Source organism: Bradyrhizobium sp. UNPF46 (assembly GCF_006658625.1).
In the GTDB taxonomy this organism is placed as follows: Bacteria; Pseudomonadota; Alphaproteobacteria; order Rhizobiales; family Xanthobacteraceae; genus Bradyrhizobium; species Bradyrhizobium nitroreducens.
In genome coordinates this window covers 1-18,687 of sequence record NZ_LFJB01000107.1, presented here as the reverse complement: position 1 = coordinate 18,687, position 18,687 = coordinate 1, and the positions used below count along the sequence as shown (strand labels likewise).

General features: G+C 65.7%; 17 protein-coding genes. 5 read left to right on the top strand and 12 right to left on the bottom strand.

Features of this window, described 5'->3' with window-relative positions; genetic code table 11:
- Positions 1-28 precede the first annotated feature (28 nt).
- Entirely contained in the window at positions 29-1,099 is a 1,071-nt protein-coding gene (locus tag UNPF46_RS34575; RefSeq protein WP_142253052.1) for an alpha/beta hydrolase family protein, read from the bottom strand.
- Positions 1,100-1,793: 694 nt separating this feature from the next.
- Here UNPF46_RS34575 and UNPF46_RS34570 point away from each other — a divergent pair.
- Positions 1,794-2,858, top strand: a complete 1,065-nt coding sequence (locus UNPF46_RS34570) for a ketopantoate reductase family protein (RefSeq protein WP_100179461.1) — start codon at positions 1,794-1,796, stop codon at positions 2,856-2,858.
- Between the two features lie 36 nt (positions 2,859-2,894).
- Here UNPF46_RS34570 and UNPF46_RS34565 read toward each other — a convergent pair whose 3' ends face one another.
- Positions 2,895-3,479 carry a LysE family translocator gene (locus tag UNPF46_RS34565; protein ID WP_142253051.1) on the bottom strand — a complete coding sequence of 195 codons (585 nt, stop codon included), beginning with the start codon at positions 3,477-3,479 and terminating at the stop codon, positions 2,895-2,897.
- Positions 3,480-3,773: 294 nt separating this feature from the next.
- Between UNPF46_RS34565 and UNPF46_RS34560 the strand changes: the two genes are divergently transcribed.
- Positions 3,774-4,610, top strand: coding sequence for a YkgJ family cysteine cluster protein (locus UNPF46_RS34560; RefSeq protein ID WP_142253050.1), 837 nt, complete (start codon positions 3,774-3,776; stop codon positions 4,608-4,610).
- 51 nt (positions 4,611-4,661) lie between these two features.
- On the opposite strand, the gene UNPF46_RS34555 is transcribed toward UNPF46_RS34560, so the two are convergent.
- A complete protein-coding gene (locus tag UNPF46_RS34555) occupies positions 4,662-4,991 on the bottom strand; it encodes a hypothetical protein (RefSeq protein ID WP_142253049.1) in 330 nt (109 codons plus the stop codon).
- Between the two features lie 247 nt (positions 4,992-5,238).
- Between UNPF46_RS34555 and UNPF46_RS34550 the strand changes: the two genes are divergently transcribed.
- Positions 5,239-6,753, top strand: coding sequence for a helicase HerA domain-containing protein (locus UNPF46_RS34550; RefSeq protein ID WP_100179465.1), 1,515 nt, complete (start codon positions 5,239-5,241; stop codon positions 6,751-6,753).
- Between the two features lie 120 nt (positions 6,754-6,873).
- Here the strand turns inward: UNPF46_RS34550 and UNPF46_RS34545 are convergent, their stop codons facing one another.
- The 8 genes from UNPF46_RS34545 to UNPF46_RS34510 form a co-directional block, all read right to left on the bottom strand.
- Entirely contained in the window at positions 6,874-7,614 is a 741-nt protein-coding gene (locus tag UNPF46_RS34545; protein ID WP_100179466.1) for an ABC transporter ATP-binding protein, read from the bottom strand.
- Positions 7,611-8,456: an ABC transporter ATP-binding protein gene (locus UNPF46_RS34540; protein ID WP_174719128.1), complete on the bottom strand. Its 846-nt coding sequence runs from the start codon at positions 8,454-8,456 to the stop codon at positions 7,611-7,613. The genes UNPF46_RS34545 and UNPF46_RS34540 overlap by 4 nt, the downstream gene beginning before the upstream one ends.
- Positions 8,456-10,279, bottom strand: coding sequence for an ABC transporter permease (locus UNPF46_RS34535; RefSeq protein ID WP_142253048.1), 1,824 nt, complete (start codon positions 10,277-10,279; stop codon positions 8,456-8,458). The genes UNPF46_RS34540 and UNPF46_RS34535 overlap by 1 nt, the downstream gene beginning before the upstream one ends.
- Positions 10,280-10,334: 55 nt before the next feature.
- Entirely contained in the window at positions 10,335-11,492 is a 1,158-nt protein-coding gene (locus UNPF46_RS34530; RefSeq protein WP_142253047.1) for an ABC transporter substrate-binding protein, read from the bottom strand.
- A gap of 59 nt (positions 11,493-11,551) precedes the next feature.
- Positions 11,552-12,127 carry an alkylhydroperoxidase domain protein gene (locus UNPF46_RS34525; protein WP_142253046.1) on the bottom strand — a complete coding sequence of 192 codons (576 nt, stop codon included), beginning with the start codon at positions 12,125-12,127 and terminating at the stop codon, positions 11,552-11,554.
- Positions 12,128-12,139: 12 nt separating this feature from the next.
- The gene (locus tag UNPF46_RS34520; RefSeq protein WP_181770250.1) at positions 12,140-12,739 is read right to left on the bottom strand and encodes a CMD domain protein; all 600 of its coding nucleotides are present in this window, start codon (positions 12,737-12,739) and stop codon (positions 12,140-12,142) included.
- Positions 12,740-12,767: 28 nt separating this feature from the next.
- Entirely contained in the window at positions 12,768-13,802 is a 1,035-nt protein-coding gene (locus tag UNPF46_RS34515) for a putative FMN-dependent luciferase-like monooxygenase (protein ID WP_142253044.1), read from the bottom strand.
- A 150-nt stretch (positions 13,803-13,952) separates the two neighbouring features.
- Positions 13,953-14,747: a MetQ/NlpA family ABC transporter substrate-binding protein gene (locus tag UNPF46_RS34510; protein WP_097660420.1), complete on the bottom strand. Its 795-nt coding sequence runs from the start codon at positions 14,745-14,747 to the stop codon at positions 13,953-13,955.
- 235 nt (positions 14,748-14,982) lie between these two features.
- On the opposite strand from UNPF46_RS34510, the gene UNPF46_RS34505 reads away from it, so the two are divergent.
- Positions 14,983-15,369, top strand: a complete 387-nt coding sequence (locus UNPF46_RS34505) for a hypothetical protein (protein WP_100179473.1) — start codon at positions 14,983-14,985, stop codon at positions 15,367-15,369.
- A 372-nt stretch (positions 15,370-15,741) separates the two neighbouring features.
- Complete coding sequence (locus UNPF46_RS34500) at positions 15,742-17,532, top strand: peptide ABC transporter substrate-binding protein (protein ID WP_142253043.1); 1,791 nt, start codon at positions 15,742-15,744, stop codon at positions 17,530-17,532.
- Positions 17,533-17,592: 60 nt separating this feature from the next.
- Here UNPF46_RS34500 and UNPF46_RS34495 read toward each other — a convergent pair whose 3' ends face one another.
- Complete coding sequence (locus UNPF46_RS34495) at positions 17,593-18,156, bottom strand: hypothetical protein (RefSeq protein WP_142253042.1); 564 nt, start codon at positions 18,154-18,156, stop codon at positions 17,593-17,595.
- Positions 18,157-18,687 lie beyond the last annotated feature (531 nt).

Genomic DNA, 18,687 nt, shown 5'->3' with positions numbered 1-18,687 from the left:
GGGCCCCGCCGATGCGCGGCTGACGCTGCTAGAGGCGGGTGACGGAATCCAGCTGGCGGCCGGCCCCCAGCTTGTTGTCGAGCCATTCGAGAATGAAATCGTCGACAGCGATGAAATTCTCGACCTCGCCCAGTGGATGGGGGATGCAGTTCGGCACAACGGTCGAGCAGTCAGCTCCAGCCTGCCGATAGCCGGCTTGCAGCGCGAGCGCGTCCTCTTCCCAAACCATCGAGCGACTCCCGACGACCACGAGAAGCGGGCAAGGTATGCGACGCGACGGCTGCAGCCAATCCGGCGGTGTCGCGGCCTGCGCGACGCCACTCTTCCGGCGCAGCCATGCCCGGCGCATGATCGGTGCCGCGATGCCGCCGTCGCACACGGCGGCAGCAATCCTGCGATCCGACATGGCAAGGCGGGACGCATGACTGGCGCCCGCTCCCTCGCCATAGACTGCAATCCGTCGCGTATCGACGTCCGGGCGAGCCGCGAGATAGTCGAGCCAGCACGCAAGCATATGCTCGGCCTTGAATGGGCGACGGATGGACGCATTGCCCGCATGAACGAGCAGAAGCGACATGTTGCGGTGGCAGAAGGCCGGCGACAATCTGCTCATCATCGCGCCCAGGGTGACCCCCTCGTCGGCGATGCAGATCACGACGGGAGAACGCTCCTGATGGAGCGCCGGCCGAAACAGGCCCGTCAACGGCCCCTGATCAAGGCCGTCGATCTTCACATGCTGGATCGCCGGACCGACCTCATTCTCCAAGCCCCTCAGGCCGATATCGAGCCTGTCTGAGAGGTCGCCATCCGCGAGATCTCCCGGAGCCGACAAACTTCGCGCGACTTCGAGCGCCGTCAGCGAGCACAGCCACGCGTCCAAGGCAATCGGGGCGGACTCGTCACCGCGCGCAGATTCGGCGGATATCCGGTAGTCGTCCGCGACCCTCAACCAGTCCGAAACCCACAGATGCCTGGACGTCTCTCGCACCAAATCCGCGACGGACAGGCCATCGAAAAATTCGGACGCGCGGTGGCGCAAGCGTGCCAGATTTGCACCCGCGCCGTCGCACGAGCCGTGAGGCCAATGATCACCTTCCATGTCAGTCCCCCGACGGCGCCGTCAGCGAATACCAAGACTTGAATCATCAGGGCTTGGATTCCCGGACTTTTGCCGACTGCACTTTCAGCAGAGCGCTAGACGAAACTGCGATCGTCGAACGAGCCGGCCCGGATACGAAATCCAATCCGGCTCAACCCAATCGTCACGCTGCAGCTCCACTGCTGATAGTTGGTTAGGGCCCCACGCCATTCTGCCATTTTTGCGGTTCCGAGTTGTAGTTTTTTGCTGCAACGGAGAGATACGAATTTGGATGGCGTTTGATGCGAAGGAGGCACAAACGTCTCAGTATCCTCATGAATTTTCATGACGACCGTGTACTTGCCGCCAATCACGATCTCGCGAGAATCCGGCCGTTGTCTTCTCATCGGTCGCGACTGTCGTCGGTGACGCGAGTTGAGCTGGCGCCGCGCAACAAATGCGATCTTTTCGAATTTCTGCCGAAACGAATAGTCTCGCAGAGCCGACGGAGCATGCTCTGCTCATCCCATCCATGGATGACGGTATTCCCTGCACCGGGCGGTGCTCGCTTCTCACGCGAAGCGGGAAATCGGCGCCGGCCTTGTATGCATTATCCCAGTTGCCATCCCTGCTCACTTCGCTTTACATGCCGGCAACTCGCCCGCGGATGACGGCCGGGGCTCAAAAATCACAGATTTTGTCAAAGGGACGGAGCATGGCGCGCAACATATTGATTCTCGGGGCTTCTTACGGCTCGCTGCTCGGCACGAAGCTGCTGATGGCCGGGCACAATGTGACCCTGGTCTGCCGCGCCAAGACCGCAGAGCTGATCAACCGCGAAGGTACCGAGGTGCGCATCAAGTTGCGCGACGAGGCGGTGCACCGGGCGATCTTTTCGCGTGACCTGCCCGGCAAGCTCGACGCCGTGACGCCGGCCGATGTCGATCTCTCCCGCTACGATCTGGTCGGCCTTGCGATGCAGGAGCCGCAATACACCAACCACACGGTGCGCGTTCTCATGGTCAAGATCGCCGCGGCAAAACTGCCGTGCCTGTCGATCATGAACATGCCGCCGCTGCCTTATCTGAAGCGCATTCCGGCGCTCGCGGACATGGATCTGGAGGAGGCCTACACCAACGCCCAGGTTTGGGAGCGGTTCGAGCCCGGCCTCGTGACGCTGTGCTCGCCCGATCCGCAGGCATTCCGCCCGCCGGAAGAAGCCGCCAACGTGCTGCATGTCGGCCTACCCACCAACTTCAAGGCGTCGGTGTTCGCCGACGAGAAACACAACAAGCTGCTGCGCGAGCTGGAGGCCGACATCGACGCGGTGACGCTCGACGGCCACGACGTGCCGGTGAAGCTGAAAGTGTTCGACTCGCTGTTCGTGCCGCTGGCCAAATGGTCGATGCTGCTGACCGGCAATTACCGCTGCATCACCCCGCACGAGCCGCAGTCGATCCGCGACGCCGTCCATGGCGACCTGAAGCGCTCGCAGACGATCTACGACCATGTCGACGCGATCGCGCGCAAGCTCGGCGCCGATCCGCAGGACCAGGTGCCGTTCGCGAAATACGCCAAGGCCGCCGAGAGCCTGCTCAAGCCGTCATCGGCGGCGCGCGCGGTCGCGGGCGGCGCGCCCTTCATCGAGCGCGTCGACCTCCTGGTGAAGCTGATCTCGCATCAGCTCGGCGTGCCCAACGCCGAGATCGACCGCACGGTGGAGACCGTCGACCAGAAGCTGAACGAGAAGATCGTACAGGGCGGATCCGGCGCGCAGTAGCGGACCGGCCTCCGCACCTGCGGGCGCCGCAGCGGCTCAGGCGCTCAGGAAGGATTGAAGCCAGATCAGGCCGGTCACTGCGACAAGCGTGACCGCGCCGGTGCGCGTGATCAGCTCGGGCCGCCCGCGACGACGGGCACCATTGCCGAGCGTTGCGCCCAGTGTCACCCACAGAGCACCGGCCGTGACGATCAGAAGCGCGATCACGCCGAGCCAGGGCAGGAGATCGAACAGCCCGGCCTGAAGCGGCAGCAGCAGGAACGCGAACACCAGCGCCTTCGGATTCAGGAGCGTAGCGAGCAGCACCTGGCGGAACGTCACCACGGCGCCGTCGCGGAGCTCGCGCGCGTTGACGCGCCAGAGCATGACGGCAAGGCCGAGGATGTAGACGGTCACTGCGACGCGGAGCGCGACAGCCGCGAGCGGGATGCCGCTCACGACGGGACCGAGCGCCAGCCGCAACAGCGCGATTGCTGCGAGATAGCCGCACAGCTCCGCCGCCAGCAGATGAAGCGAGCGGGAGACACCGACCCCTGCCCCCGATGTCGCAAGCAAGGTGTTGGTCGGTCCCGGCATGGCGAGAAGGAAGCAGGTCGCCGTGAAGAAGGTCAGCAAGTCCATGCTGCCGGCTAGCAGGTGCCGTGCCGACGGGCCTTGATCTGTGTCATTCCACGCGCGGGCGCGGTTCGCGCAGCACCGACGCATCGCAATCCCATCGATCGAGCAAGCGGTTCCCGGTGTCGCGCAAGCGCAACGAAAGGGGATCGCACAGACCTGATCACGCGATCGTGTCGCCGTCCACGTCCCGTCTTCTTGCCTCGCGCTGGGGCGTCAGCAACATAGCTTTGTAAATCACCTTTCCGGCATTGGTTTGCGCAACCCGCGTTGGGCATCCACACAAGAACAGAAGAAGCCATGGACCAGGCGATGCTCAGTGTCGTCCGCGCCGTCGAGGCAGGCGCGACGACGATGAAAGGCGTGATCGACGCCACGGGGCTCTCTCGTCTCAAGATCGAACGTGCGCTGACTACGCTGGAGAAGCAGAAGCTGCTGGTCCGCGACGGCCAGGGCTTTCGTACGACCGGCCTGCCGAGAACTGCGCCGCTGGCCCGGCAATGCGGATCCTGCAACGCCTGCTGCGATATCCTGGAAGTGGCCGCCGTCGAGAAGCCGGTGAACCAGCTCTGCAAGCACTGGCAGACCGGCACCGGATGCACCATCTACGACCGCCGCCCCCAGATGTGCCGCTCCTTCGTCTGCGCCTGGCTGCAGGGGCATCTCGACGACGACTGGTTCCCGGCGAAGTCGGGGATCATCGTCCATTTCAGCCAGGATGCCGTGAACGTCACGGTGGACGACCATTGCCCCGATCGCTGGCGCGAGGAGCCTTATTTCAGCAAGCTCGCCGAATGGTCGCTGAACGGGATCAGGCGGATCGGAAACCGGGGCTATGCCACCCTCATCGTCTCCGGCGCCGACCGCTTCCTGCTGCTCGGACGCACCGTCGTTCCCGAGCCGACACTGTTCGGCACGGCGTTCGTGCCACTGACGGCCGACACGTTCCGGTTCTGGCGGGCGACATCGCCGGAACATCTGCAGCGATTGCATGAGCGCATCGCCGAGATGGAGCGGATCCGGCAGCAATTCGGCTCCTGCGCGATCCCCGCCGACGAGGACGACGATCCGCAAGCCCCCTATCGGCCCGCACTGTTGCAACTGTCGGGACACCCGGGAGCCGTGTCCGAAAGCTGACGCCGACCGCGCGAAGCCATCGTCACCGCGCGGCGCCGAGCCATTCATGCATCAATGAGCGTGCCCGCCCCCGCCGGCATCGCCGACGTGGTCGCTGCCGCCGTGATCGGCACTGCTGGCATGGCCGCCTGACCCGGCTTCGCCGGCAAAGTAGCCCCAACGTTCGGCATCCAGGACCATCGAGGTGTAAAGTGCTCTCACCGCACCGTATTCGGGGTCGGAGGGCTCGAGCTCATCGAGCTTCGCCCTCATCTCGGCGATATCCCTCAAGCGTGCCCGCTTGTTGAAGAGCCAATAAATGCCCACGCCAAGCGTAACCAGAGCCGCAACGCCAAACACCGTGACCGTGATCGTGGCGGGGCTGGCTAGTGTGCTCATCATGGCCCGTGTTTCCTGGCGCTCTGCCGGCCGGCAGGATAGCCGACGCGTAGCGCATCCCCGTAAAAATATGGACAATTTTCGGGTGAAACTCTGATCGAAGCAGCCTGAACGCGACTCCCTTCAATGTTCCGAGGATGGCCGTGAACGCCGCCGTGGGCAACGCGGCATGATTCGCGCCGTTGCGCTCGACGCGCCGCGGCGGGATTGATAAGCCCCTGTCCGCGAATGACGGGGACTTGAGTCGGGCATGACGGTTGCAATCGAGATGGGGCAGACCACGGCAGGCGCCGCGGCCGCCATGGACCTCGAGGAACTGCTGGCGACCCGCCTCCTGGTGCAGGGCAATTCGGGCTCCGGCAAATCGCATTTGCTGCGGCGGCTCCTGGAACAGAGCGCGCCCTGGGTGCAGCAGGCCATCATCGACCCCGAAGGCGATTTCGTCACGCTGGCGGAGCGTTTCGGCCATCTGGTGATCGAGGCCGAGGATCACACCGAGCGTGGCCTTCAGGTCGCCGGCGAGCGCGCGCGGCTGCATCGCGTCTCCACCGTGCTCAATCTCGAAGGCCTCGACGCCGAGAATCAGATGCGCCGTGCGGCGGCGTTTCTCGGCGGCATGTTCGACGTCGACCGCGACCATTGGTATCCGATGCTCGTGGTCGTCGACGAGGCGCAGCTGTTCGCGCCGGCGGTTGCCGGCGAGGTCTCGGACGAGGCACGAAAGCTTTCGCTCGGCGCCATGACCAATCTGATGTGCCGCGGCCGCAAGCGTGGCCTCGCCGGCATCATCGCGACGCAACGTCTGGCCAAGCTCGCCAAGAACGTCGCGGCGGAAGCCTCCAATTTCCTGATGGGCCGGACCTTCCTCGACATCGACATGGCGCGCGCGGCCGATCTGCTCGGCATGGAGCGGCGGCAGGCCGAAGCTTTTCGCGATCTCGAGCGCGGCCAGTTCATGGCGCTGGGCCCTGCGCTGTCGCGCCGTCCGCTGCGTCTCAACATCGGCCCGACCGATACCAGCCCGCGCAATTCCACGCCGCGGCTGATGCCGCTGCCGGAGGCGGCCACCGAAGATATGCGCGCCATGATCCTGGCCGCGCCGCCGCCCGATGCCAGCCGGCCGCAGCGACGGCCGGCGCCGGATCTGCTCGAGCAGCTCCGCGCCGCGAAGGCCGCCGCCACGCCGGAGATTCGGCCCGAATTGGTCGAGGTGCCGGTCAGCGCCGAGGAGCTCGCGGAGCGGCGCGAGCGCGTGGCTCGCACGTTGCGCGCCGTGCTCGCCGAGCCCGACGCCGGCTTCCGCGCCATCGGCGTGCTCTATCAGGAGTTCGTGGTCCGCTGCCGCATCGAGGGCCTCGGCGCAGCCGTACCCGACCTCAACGAGTTTCGCCGCATGCTGACGCATGCGCGTGCGGGGCTCGGCACGGATCTCGCCGAAGACGACGCCTGGCAGGACGTGGCGCTGCGCGCCTCGATCCTGCCCGACGACATGCAGGGCGTGTTCATGATGATCGCGCGCGCGGCCAAGGAGGGCTGGCCCTGCCCCGGCGACGCCGCGATCGCGCGCGCCTACGGCTCGCATTCGCTGCGCCGGGCACAGCGGCTGCTCGGCTACATGGAGGAGCAGGGCCTGATCGTGGTCCAGCTCGACGGCGGCGGACGCCGGATCGTAACGCTGGTCGAGCTGGCCTGGGCCACCGCCCCGGGCGATCCCAATGGCGATGACCTGCCGGCGGAGCAGGTCGCCAGCGCGGCTTCGGCTTGAGACGAGATCGAGGTCGTCATGCCCGGGCTTGTCCCGGGCATCCACGCTCTTCTTGCCGGGAACAAGACGTGGATGGCCGGGTCAGGCCCGGCCATGACGTCGAGAGCTCAGCGCAATTCGTCAGGCCGCCTCGGAGCCGCCGAGATAGGCATCGCGGATTCGGGGATCGTCCTTCAGCGCGCGTGCCGGGCCTGACAGCACGATCCTGCCGGTCTGCAGGACATAGGCTTCGTGCGCGATCTCGAGCGCGAGGCTGGCGTTCTGCTCGACCATGAACACCGAGACGCCTTCCTGGTTGATGGTCCGGATCAGCTCCAGCACGCGGTCGACATAGAGCGGCGACAGGCCCATGGTCGGCTCGTCCATCACGATCATCCTGGGGCGGCTCATCAGCGCGCGCGCCATCGCCACCATCTGCTGCTCGCCGCCGGAGAGCGAGCCGGCGCGCTGCGACAGCCGCTGGCCGAGTTTTGGAAACAGCGTCAGCATCCTGTCGAGATCCTGCGCGATCGCCTCGCGATCGTTGCGCACGAAGGCGCCCATCAGGATGTTTTCTCGCACGCTCATGTCCGCGAACAGCCGCCGCGCCTCCGGCACCGAGGCGATGCCGCGGCGGACGATCTGTGGCGTGGTGAGCCCGATCAGCGAGGCGCCGTCGAAGGTTACTTCGCCCGAGCGCGGCTTAACCAGACCAAGGATGATCTTCATCGTCGTCGACTTGCCGCTGGCATTGCCGCCGAGCAGGCAGACGATGTGGCCGCGCGCGACCGTGATCGACAGGTCGAAATGCACCTGGGCCTGGCCGTAGAAGGTATTGACGTCGGACAGCGCCAGCAGCGGCTCGGATGCACTCGTCGTCATGCCGCGCTCTCCTGCTCCGCCGCACCCGAGAGGCCGTGGCCGAGATAGGCCTCGATCACCTTGGGATCGGTGCGCACCTGCTCGCCCGGCCCTTCCGCGATCTTCCTGCCCTCGTCCATGACGATGACGCGGTCGGACAGACGCATCACCATCTCCAGCTTGTGCTCGATCAGGAGGATGGTCAGACCTTCCGCCTTCAGCTCTGCGACCAGCGCCTGCATTTCCGCGGTCTCGGTCGGGTTCATGCCGGCGGTCGGCTCGTCGAGCAACAGCAGGCGCGGCTGCAGCGCCAGCGCGCGTGCGATCTCGACACGGCGGCGGTTGGCGTAGGACAGGCTGTAGGCAGGCTGGTCGATCCGCGGCAGCAGCCGCTCGCCGAACCGGGCAAGGATCGCCCTCACCTCCTCGCGCAGCCGCTCCTCTTCCGCCTTGACGCTGGCGGGACGCAGCAGCGCGAGGCCCAATTCGAGCAGCGGGCCGATCACCGGCACGGCCGGCTTCACCGCACGCAGCCGCGTGTGCGCCCCGATCAGGACGTTGTCCATGACGCTGAGATTGCCGAAGACGCGGCCGAGCTGGAAGGTGCGCGCGATGCCTTCGCCTGCGAGCCGCTCCGGCGACAGGCCCGTGATGTCCTGGCCTTCGAAGCGGACGGTGCCGGCGTCGGGCCGGTCGAGGCCCGTCACGAGATTGAACAGCGTGGTCTTGCCGGCGCCGTTGGGGCCGATGATGCTGACGAGCTCGCCCTTGGCGAGATCGAGATCGATCGAGTCCACCGCGGTGAGGCCGCCAAAGCGGCGCGTCAGACCGCGCAGGGACAGCATGGGAGACTGCTCCGCCATCACATCGTTCCCAACAGGCCCTGCGGCCTGAATCGCACGAGCAGCAAGAGCACGATGCCGTAGATCAGGATGCGATACTCCGCCGCGATCCGGAACACTTCCGGCAGCCCGACCAGCGCCACCGCTCCGAGCATTGCGCCGACGACGTTGCCGAGGCCGCCGAGGATGACGACGGTCAGCGCCAGGATCGATTGTTGCGTGTTGAAGGTCTCGTGGTTGATGTAGGAATACAAATGCGCCGCGATGCCGCCACTGATTCCGGCGGCGAAGCCGCCGAAGATGAAGGCGAGCGACTTGTAGCGGTTCAGGCTGAGCCCATAGGCACGCGCGGCGACGTCGTCGTCGCGGATGGCGCGAAAGCTGCGGCCGAGATGCGAGTCGAGGAGCCGTCCCTGCAGCAGCGCCAGCACCACCATCACGGCAAAGCTGAACCAGTAGATCGAGGTCGGGCTGATCAAATCGTAGCCGAACAGCGACAGCGGCGGGATGCCGGAGATGCCGATCGGCCCGCGCGTCACGCTCTCCCAGTTCAGGATCACCAGCGACACGATCTCGCCGATGGCGAGGGTGGCGATCGACACATAATGCCCACGCAGGCGGAACGAGGGCGAGATCAGCAGCGTGCCGAGCGCAGCGCTCATCAGGCCGCCGCCGATCACGGCAAGGCCGACCGGGACGTTGAGGGCCAGCGACAGCAGCGCCGAGGTGTAGGCGCCGATCGCCAGCAGCGCGGCGTGACCGAGCGAGACCTGGCCAATCGTGCCTGCGACCAGCGTCAGGCTGAGCGCGAGCATGCCGAGCAGCCAGGCATTGATCAGGGTCTGCAGCACGTAGAAGGAGACCGGGAACAACGGCAGGACCGCGAAACCGGCGGAGGCGACAGCCAGGGCCCAGCGCGGAATGCGCACCGGGCGGCTCGGCGCGATGAAGGTGCCGGTGAGCGGCTCGGGCGGCGCCTGCCGCGCGCTGGCGAACAGGCCGTTCGGCCGCAGCACGAGCACGACGACTAGCAGCAGGAACGCGAACAGATTGCGGTAGCTGGTGCCGAACACGGCCACGCCGTAGCTCTCGACGAGGCCGAGCAGCAGGCTGCCAATGACCGCGCCCGGCACGTTGCCGGCACCGCCGACCACTTCCGCAACGACGCCCTTGAGCGTCGCCTGCAGGCTCATCGCGGTGTCGATCTGGTTGTAGTACATGCCGACCAGCATGCCGGAGACGCCGCCGAGCGCGGCGGCGATGCCGAACACGGCCTGATTGACGCGATTGACGTCGACGCCCATCTGCATCGCGGCATCGCGGTCCTGCGCCGTGGCGCGCACCGCCCAGCCGAGCTTGGAGTAGCGCAGGAACACGAACAGCAGAATCGCGCTGGTGAGGCCGACCCCGGCGATGAGCAGATCAAGAGGTCCGATGGTGCCGCCGCCGACCTGGAAGCGAACATCCGGCAGTTGGCTCGGCAGCGCCCGCGGATTGGGCGAGAAGGTCAGCATCACCAGCTGGTCGAGCACGAAACTGATGCCGATGGTCGCGAGCAGCGGCGCGATGCGCACCGAGTTCTGCAGCGGCCGCAGCCCGAACCGTTCGATGATCAGGCCGACGATCGCTGCCGCCACCGCGACCACGATGATGGTGAGCGGCAGCGGCGTATGCAGCTGCACCACCGCCACCCAGCCGATATAGGCGCCGACCAGATAGATCGAGCCCTGCGCGAAGTTGATCAGCCGGCTGACGCCGAAGATCAGCGCGAGCCCGACCGCAACGAGGGCGTAGACATTGCCGACGATCAGCCCGTTGATCGTGTAGTCGAGCCAGGAAGACAAGAATTGGTCCCCGCGTGGAAGGAAGGCGGCCGAAGCGGTTGCTCCGGCCGTTGGATCAGGTCGGCTTGCCGTCCCAGAGCGCGAACTGGCCCTTGCGCACGACGAGCTCGGCGTTCATGGCGCCCTTGACGCGACGGGTGGCGACGTCGAACGTCGCAGTGCCGAAGATCACGCTGGGGACATCCTTGACCTTGGTGAAGGCGTCACGGATCGCCTTGCGGTCGGTGCCGCCGATCTTCACGACGGCGGCGGCCATGTTCATCGCGTCGTAGGCGTAGGCGTTGAACGCGTCCGGCTCCTGCCCGTTGTATTTCTTCTTGAAGCCCGCGATGAACTTCTGCACCTCGGGCCGCGTATCCTCGGGGAAGTAGCGCGTGCCGACGTGAACGTCCTCGACCGCCTCGCCGCCGAGCTCGATGAATTTTGGCGAGTAGACCGAGCTCGCGGCGCACATCACCTGCTTCAACCCGACCTGGCGCGCCTGACGGGCGATCAGCGCTCCGTCGGAATAATAGGAGATCAGGATCAGCCCGTCCGGATTGGCGTCGCGCACCCGCACCAGCGTCGAGCGGAAGTCACGCTCCTCCGCAATGTAGCCCTCGGTGACCGCGATCTCGGCGCCGTATTCCTTGGCCGCCTTGACGAAATAGTCGCGGCTGGTGCGGCCCCAATCGGTGTTGAGGTGCAGCACCGCGAGCTTCTTCAGGCCAAGGCGCTTGACCGCATAGGCCGCCAGCAGCGGCTGCTCGTCGGCCTGGCTGACCGAGGTGCTCCACATGAAGTCGCCGCCCTTGGTGAAGTCAGGGTGCGAATTGGTGAAGCCGAACTGCACGAGGCCGCCGCGCTGGTAGATCGGGGATGCCGCCATCGAGGCGGGGCTGGAGAAGTCGCCAAGCTCCAGCACGATGGCGGGATTGGAAACGAACTTCTGGGCGATCGCCACCGACTGGCGCGGATCGCTCTGGCTGTCCTCGAACTGGTAGGCGAGCTTGCGCCCGTTGATGCCGCCGGCCGCCATGATCTCGTCGAGCGCGAGGTCGAAGCCCTGCTTCCACTGCGTGCCATATTGCGCGTTCGGTCCCGTGAGCGGGCCGCTGACGCCGAGCAGGATCGGCTCGGAGGTATCAGCGAAGGCACCGCGCGAGACGGCCGCTCCCGCCATCATGGCGGCGAGCGAGCCCTTCACCAGGGTGCGACGATCGATGTTGCTCATTTGACGGCTCCATCCATTTCGGTTGAAACAAGCAGCAATTCTCGTGCCGGCGAGATTGCCTATTTCGAGGGCTCGCCGAGCGACAGCATCAGCCGGTTCGCCCAGTTGAAGAACGAGGCGCCGTTGATGACATCGACGATCTCGGCGTCGTCGAGGCCGGCGCGGCGCAGCTCCGCAATGTTGTCAGGGCCAAATGCGATCGGTGTTTCGGCCAACGCGACCGACGCCTTGACCACCGCGTTCCAGCGCTCGCCGAGATCGGCTTTCACGCCCTCGTCGAGCAGGCGCTGCACGTCCTCGCGGCGCTTGGAATAGGTGCTGGCGAAGCGCGCGTGCACGGAGGCGCAGTAGATGCAGCCGTTGTAACGCGAGGTCGCGGCCGCCGCGAGCTCACGCTCGGCACGCGGCAGGCCGTCGGCGACGTTGTAGAAGATGTCCTTGTCGGTCTTGGTGCGGGCTTCCAGGACTTCAGGGTCGCGCACCAGCAGGCGGAAATATTCCGACTTGGCGCGGGCGCGGTCGACCAGGCCGGCGTAGTGCCGCTCGGTCAATTCCGCTTCGGGCAGCGGCTCGATCCAGGAGACCCAGCCGAGCTCGTCCTGGGTGAAGGCGACGGGTGGATTGACGGCGCTCATGATTGCAGCCTCCTACGCGCTGGCCGCGGCGAGCGTGCGCAAGCCGCTGACGACGCGCAGCTGGAAGGCCAGGAACGCGACGAGTTGGGAGAAGGTGACAATGCCGGTGTTGGACCAGCCGGCGTCAAGCAGTGCCTTCATGTCGGCGGCCGCCGCATCGCGGGGCCGGAACACCAGGAGATGCGCATGCTCGAGCGCTGCTGCGAGCCTGGCGCCAAGCGCCGTCTTGCTCGCCGCACTGACGCGATAGATCAGGCCGGCCGTGTTTTCGACGGACAGCGGACCGGCAGGATACGAGCCGTACGGACCCGAGGTCCTGCCCCGAGCGATCTCGGCATCGATCGATCCAAGCAGAGCCGCGCCGCCCGCGCTCGCCGCGAGCTTCTCGCGATAGAAGGTGGCAACCGGGGACTCGCCATGCAGTCCGGTCACGAAGGCGGCCACAGCGGCGCGTTCGAGCAGCGAGACATCACTGGCGTCGATCGGCTCGAACAGTGACAGATAGCTCTTCTGCGCATTCTCGCGCGCCTGCAGGCGGCGGGCGCGGATGGCGTCCAGAGCCGAGCCGGGCTCGATCCCGGCGAGCGTGTCGATGATATCCTGTGTTGCCATCAGTCAGCCCCGCACACATTCATTCCGATCAGCCCGCCAGCGCCACATCGGGCGCGGTCCGGGTCCAGCCCAGCGCCGGCGCGACCTTCTCCGCGACCAGATCGATCGACCGCAGGACGTGAGGGTGCGGGGCATCGACCGAATGCACCTGGAAGACGAGATCCGTCACCCGCTCCAGCGTCGCGTCGCTGCGGAGCGAGGCGATGACGTGGTCGGCGTCGCCGACATGGGTGTCGAACGCCGTGATCATCTCCGCCAGCGTCTCGCCCGGGGGAAGATGACCACCCTTCATGAATTGCGGCAGCGCGCGGCGCAGCCCGATATCGGCGAAGCGCATCGCCTCGGCATGGTCGTCGGCGACGAAGACGCTGCGCGAGGCCATGATGCGAGGCTCGGCCCCTTTGGGCAGCGCCTCCATATAGGCGTCGATGACAGGGTTCTGGATCTCGGCGAGCGTGGCGCGCGGCGCCTCCTTGGTGCGCGGCTGGGTGCGCGACAGCAGCAGGCCATCGCCCGCCTTGCCGGCGCGGGCGCCGCCCGCGACCGAGAACGTCGCCTGCCAGATCCGCTTGTCCAGCTGCGGCCGCTGCGGGTAGATCGTATCGCCGCCGTCGAGCGGCTTGCCGACCAGGGCGGTGCGGACGATTTCCAGATTGCGGGCAAAGATCTCGTTGCGCTGGGCGCTGTCGAGGCCGAAGGCAGCAAAGGCCGACGGATTGCCTCCGGTGCCGACGCCGAGCTCGAAGCGGCCATCGCAGATGAGATCGAGCACCGCGGCGTCCTCCGCCACCCGCACCGCGTTCTCCAGCGGCAGCGTGACGATGCCGGTGCCGAGGCGGATGCGCGAGGTTTGCGCTGCGACGTAGCCGAGGAAGGTGAAGGGCGACGGCAGGCCGCCTTCGCGCTCGTGGAAATGGTGCTGCGCGATCCACGCGGAATCGAGCCCCGCTTTCTCGGCGCGCACGATCTGCTCGGCCGCGAAGCGATAGCGGTCCGCCGGCGGCGCCTCGTCCAGCAGCCGCGTGAAGAATCCCAGGCGTTTCAGGTTTGCAAAGCGTTTCATACGACCCCTGTCGGGCAAGGATGGCCAGGCGCCCGATGATGTCGGGTCGTGCGGCTCCAGACAAGCGGGCATTGCGCAGGGCTCATACGCGACTCTCACGCGCAAGCCTGCCCGCCAGGATGGTCCCTGCGCTGGAGCTGGGCAGATTGCCTACCAGCTCGGCAGCACCGCGCCCTTGAACTTGGTCAGGACGAACTCCTTGACCTCCGGCGTGTGGTAGCTGTCGACGAGGATCTTGACCCAGGGCTTGTCCTTGTCGGCCGTGCGCACGGCGATCAGGTTGACATAGGGGCCCTTGGGATCCTCGCGCAGGATCGGATCCTTGACCGGATCGAGGCCCGCCTGAGTTGCATAATTGGTGTTGATCGCGGCGGCGTCGACGTCGTCGAGCGCGCGCGGCGCCTGCGCCGCGTCCACCTCGATGAATTTCAGCTTCTTGGGATTCTCGGTGATGTCGAGCACGGTCGGCTTGAAGCCGGTGCCGTCCTTCAGCTTGATCACGCCCTTGTCGCGCAACAGCAGCAGCACGCGGCCGCCATTGGTGGGATCGTTGGGGATCGAGACCTTGCCGCCTTCGGGGATGTCGGCGAAGGCCTTGTGCTTCTTCGAGTAGACGCCGATCGGAAAATTCACGGTCAGCGCGACCGCCTCGATCTTGTAGCCGCGATCGGCCTTCTGGTTGTCGAGGTAAGGCTGGTTCTGGAACGAATTGGCCTGGATCTCGCCGGCGTCGAGCGCGGCGTTCGGCACCACGTAGTCGGAGAATTCGAGGAGCTGGATGTCGAGGCCATTCTTCGCCGCGATCGGCTTCACCGCCTCCAGGATCTGCGCATGCGGCCCCGGCGTCACGCCGATCTTGATGGTCTCGGCGGAGCTTGCCGCCGACCACGCGGCGAGCACGGTGGCGAGGATCAGGGGGAAGCGAAACGACATCTTGGTCTCCATGGCACGGCACGAATGATTGGAACCGTATTCGCTTCTCCGCAAGGGGAAATCAATGAAATGGAAATCCAAATTGCGTGCCGGAAGCGGGCTGCGCTTTCTCCATCCGGCAGCAAACGCGGAACGAATTCACGGCGGCCGCGACGCCATTCGCCCAGCGTGAGGCGCATCACGGCAATGCGGCACGCGGTGCGCAAGATTTGCGGCACGACAATCGGACCTCAGGGAGACACCGACCATGACCACTCTTGCTGCTCCAAAGCTCACCGGCCGAAAATGGCTCGAATGCTTTGCACTCTATTTCGTGCTTCAGGGCGTGCCGATCTATTCCGGCGTCGCGCTGGCGATCAAGCTGATCGACGCGGCCGAATTCGTCGGCGAGCCGTTCGGCGCCGCCATTTTCGTGGCCATGATGGCGACCTTCCACGCCCTGCTGACCTCGGGGCTCGGTGCCAGATTCCCGCACTTCTTCCGGCACAGCTTTCAGCCGTTGTTCGCCGATACGACGTTGTCCTTCTCCGAGAGGGTCACGCGCTGGCTGGCGCAGCCGAACACGGCGCTGCAGCTTCTGAGTCAGGCCCTGCTGCTGTCGGCCCTGGCGATCGGCGTGCTCGGCACCAGGTAGATGCCGGCTCGTCATGGGTTCGACCGCCGATGGTGCATATGTGGCGATTTGCCGGCGGCTGCAATGAATCTCCGGCCGCGGCAACATCACGAAACTTGATGCGCCTGCTGCAGCCGGGTTAGCGTTCCGGCGCGGCCTTAGAACTTCCCCAAGTTCAATCAAGTTCGCACCGGGTCGCCGCCCGGGTCTCTCGGGCGGCGATCCGGATCCTGATCCGGGTGTTGATCCGGGTCTTGATCCTGTTCTTGGCCCGCAAGGGCTCTCTCCATCGTCATTTCGTCGCATGGGCCGGCAGTCACCCCGGCATTGCCGCATCGCGCATGATGCAACATGATGGCGGCGACGGTTTTCGTCGCGGTGGAGGGTCATCTGATGAACGAGCACGATATCCGGGGTCTGGTCGCACAGGTGAAGCAAGGCACGCTGTCGCGACGCTCGTTCATCCAAAGGGTGGCCGCGGTCGGAATCGCCGCGCCCATCGCAAGCCAGATCCTGGTCTGGCACGACGTGGCGATGGCGGACGCCACGCTGCCCTACAAGCCGACCAAGGCCGGCGGCGGCGGCACGCTCAAGATGCTGCTGTGGCAGGCGCCCACTTTGCTCAATCCGCATTTCGCGCTGGGCACCAAGGACCAGATCGCCTCGCGCGTCTTCTTCGAGCCGCTCGCCGGGTGGGACAAGGACGGCAATCTCGTCCCCTGCCTTGCCGCCGAGGTCCCCACCAAGGCCAATGGCGGCCTCTCGGCCGACGGCATGAGCGTGATCTGGAAGCTGAAGCGGGGCGTGACATGGCATGACGGCAAGCCCTTCACCGCGGACGACGTCGTCTTCACCTGGCAGTACGCCGCAGATCTCGCCACCGCGGCCTTCACCACGGGCTCCTACAAGGACATCAAGGTCGAGAAGATCGACGACTTCGCCGTCAAGGTGATCTTCAAGGCCCCGACACCGTTCTGGGCCGACCCGTTCGTCGGCGGCCAGGTCGGCCAGATCCTGCCAAAACATCATTTCGGCGACTATGTCGGCGCCAAGTCGCGCGAAGCGCCGGCCAACCTGAAGCCGGTCGGCACCGGCCCGTACAAATTCGTCGAGTTCAAGCCCGGCGACCTGATCCGCGCCGAACGCAATCCCGACTATCACGTCAAGAACCAGCCGCATTTCGACACGCTCGAGATCAAAGGCGGCGGCGATGCGGTGTCTGCGGCACGCGCCGTGCTGCAGACCGGCGAATACGACTTCGCCTGGAACATGCAGGTGGAGGAGGAGGTCCTCAAGCGCATGGAGGCGAGCGGCAAGGGCAAGCTCGACATCACGCCCTCCGGCAATGTCGAGTTCGTCATCCTCAACACCACCGACCCCTGGACCGAGGTCGACGGCGAACGCTCCAGCCTCAAGACCAAGCACCCGACGCTGTCCGACCCCGCCGTTCGCCGCGCGATCAACCTTTTGATCGACCGCGATTCGATCCAGAAATTCATCTACGGCCGCGGCGGCATCGCCACCGCGAGCTTCGTCAACGCGCCCAAGCAGTTCAAGTCGCCCAAGCTGAAATACGAGTTCAGCATCGACAAGGCCAACAAGATCCTCGACGAAGCCGGCTGGAAGAAGGGCGCGGACGGCGTCCGCGAGAAGGACGGCAAGAAGCTCAAATACGTATTCCAGACCTCGATCAACGCCCCGCGCCAGAAGACCCAGGCCATCATCAAGCAGGCCTGCGAGAAGGCCGGCATCGACATCGAGATCAAGGCGGTCACCGCCTCGGTGTTCTTCTCCTCCGACGTCGGCAACCCCGACACCTACTCCAAATTCTATGCCGACATGGAGATGTACAACACCACGCAGCCGCAGCCCGATCCGGAGCGCTTCCTGAACCAGTGCGTCTCCTGGGAGATCGCCACCAAGGACAACAAATGGCTCGGCCGCAACAATTCGCGCTATTCCGATCCCGAAGCCGACAAGGCCTACAAGGCCGCGCAGAGCGAGCTCGATCCCGTCAAGCGCGCCGCGCTGCTGATGAAGGTGGACGAGATCTTCTGCGAGGCCAACGTGTTCCTGCCGCTGCTCTCGCGCCCCATTGTCAACGCCGGCGCCAATAATCTGATGATCGACATCTCCGGCTGGGACACCATCACGTGGAATCTGGCGGCGTGGTATCGCGTCTGAGAGAGGCCCGGGGAACGCGGCGAATGCCGGCATGACATCGTCACGCTCCGCGCAGGCGCATCAGCTGCGGGCGTCGAGCCCGCTGCTGCGGCCGGACGCGGCGGCCTGCTGCGCGGCGTAGGCGGACGCCGCGCTCGATGCCGGCGAATAATGCCCGAGCGATTCGGCGAGCTCTTCGGCGGCGTCGGTGAGCTGCTTCATGATCGCGGCACTGTCGGTGGACGTCTTGCCTGCGGAATGCAGGATCTCGAACGAGATTCCGTTCGGAAGATCGACATGGATCTTGTCGATCCCGACCGCATCCGGCGTTTCGTCATGGCCGGCCTGATCGGCGCTCGCTGACGGCTGCCCGAGCGTCTTCTCGTCAGCGAGCCTCCGCACGAAATCCTCGATGGACTTGAGCGCCTCGCTGTCGAAGCCGCCGCCGCCGAAGTGGACGATGCCGACCGACATGCCGTTCGGCAGGTCGACCTTGATCTCGTCGTAAGGCGTGCCGTCCTGCAGCAGGGACGAGAAGGCCGAGCCGTCATTCTGCGCGCCATCGGCGGATTTCGATGAGCCGGCGGAGAATGGCGATCCCGCCGCGCTGCCGCCACCGATGCTGCTCAAGCTGCCGACACTCATACCCGAACTCCACTGCTCATTTGCGAACGCAGCTCCTGCGTGCAACGCGCATGCCAGCTCGCGGATTCATGTTCATCAAGGACTTATCGCCGATCGCGGGGAGCAGCTCCGTCGCAGCGGCAAATCCATCCCGGCAGAATCTGCCGATCTGCGATGGACGAGACGTGCCGCGCAGCGCCGTAATCTCGTAGGCTGGGCAAAGGCGCACTTGCGCCGTGCCCACGATCTCCTTCCATCAGCAACAAGACGTGGGCACGCTTGCGCTTTGCCCACCTTACGAGATCGAGCTTGTGGCAGGCAGTTCGGCTTCCAGACACGCCTTCTCATTCTCGCGGCGCGTTTCGCCCGAGCTTTGCTTCGTCGCTCCACCCTCCAGATCCAAGAGGGCGCAGGGAAGGCCGGGTGCCGGCTGGCACCCGCGGTCTGCTGCGCGAAAGGCACGCGCAAAAAGACCGCACAGCAGCATACAGGTGTCGCCGATCACTCGGCCTTCCCTGCGCGATGGCTGGACGGCTTATGCCGTGATCTCCC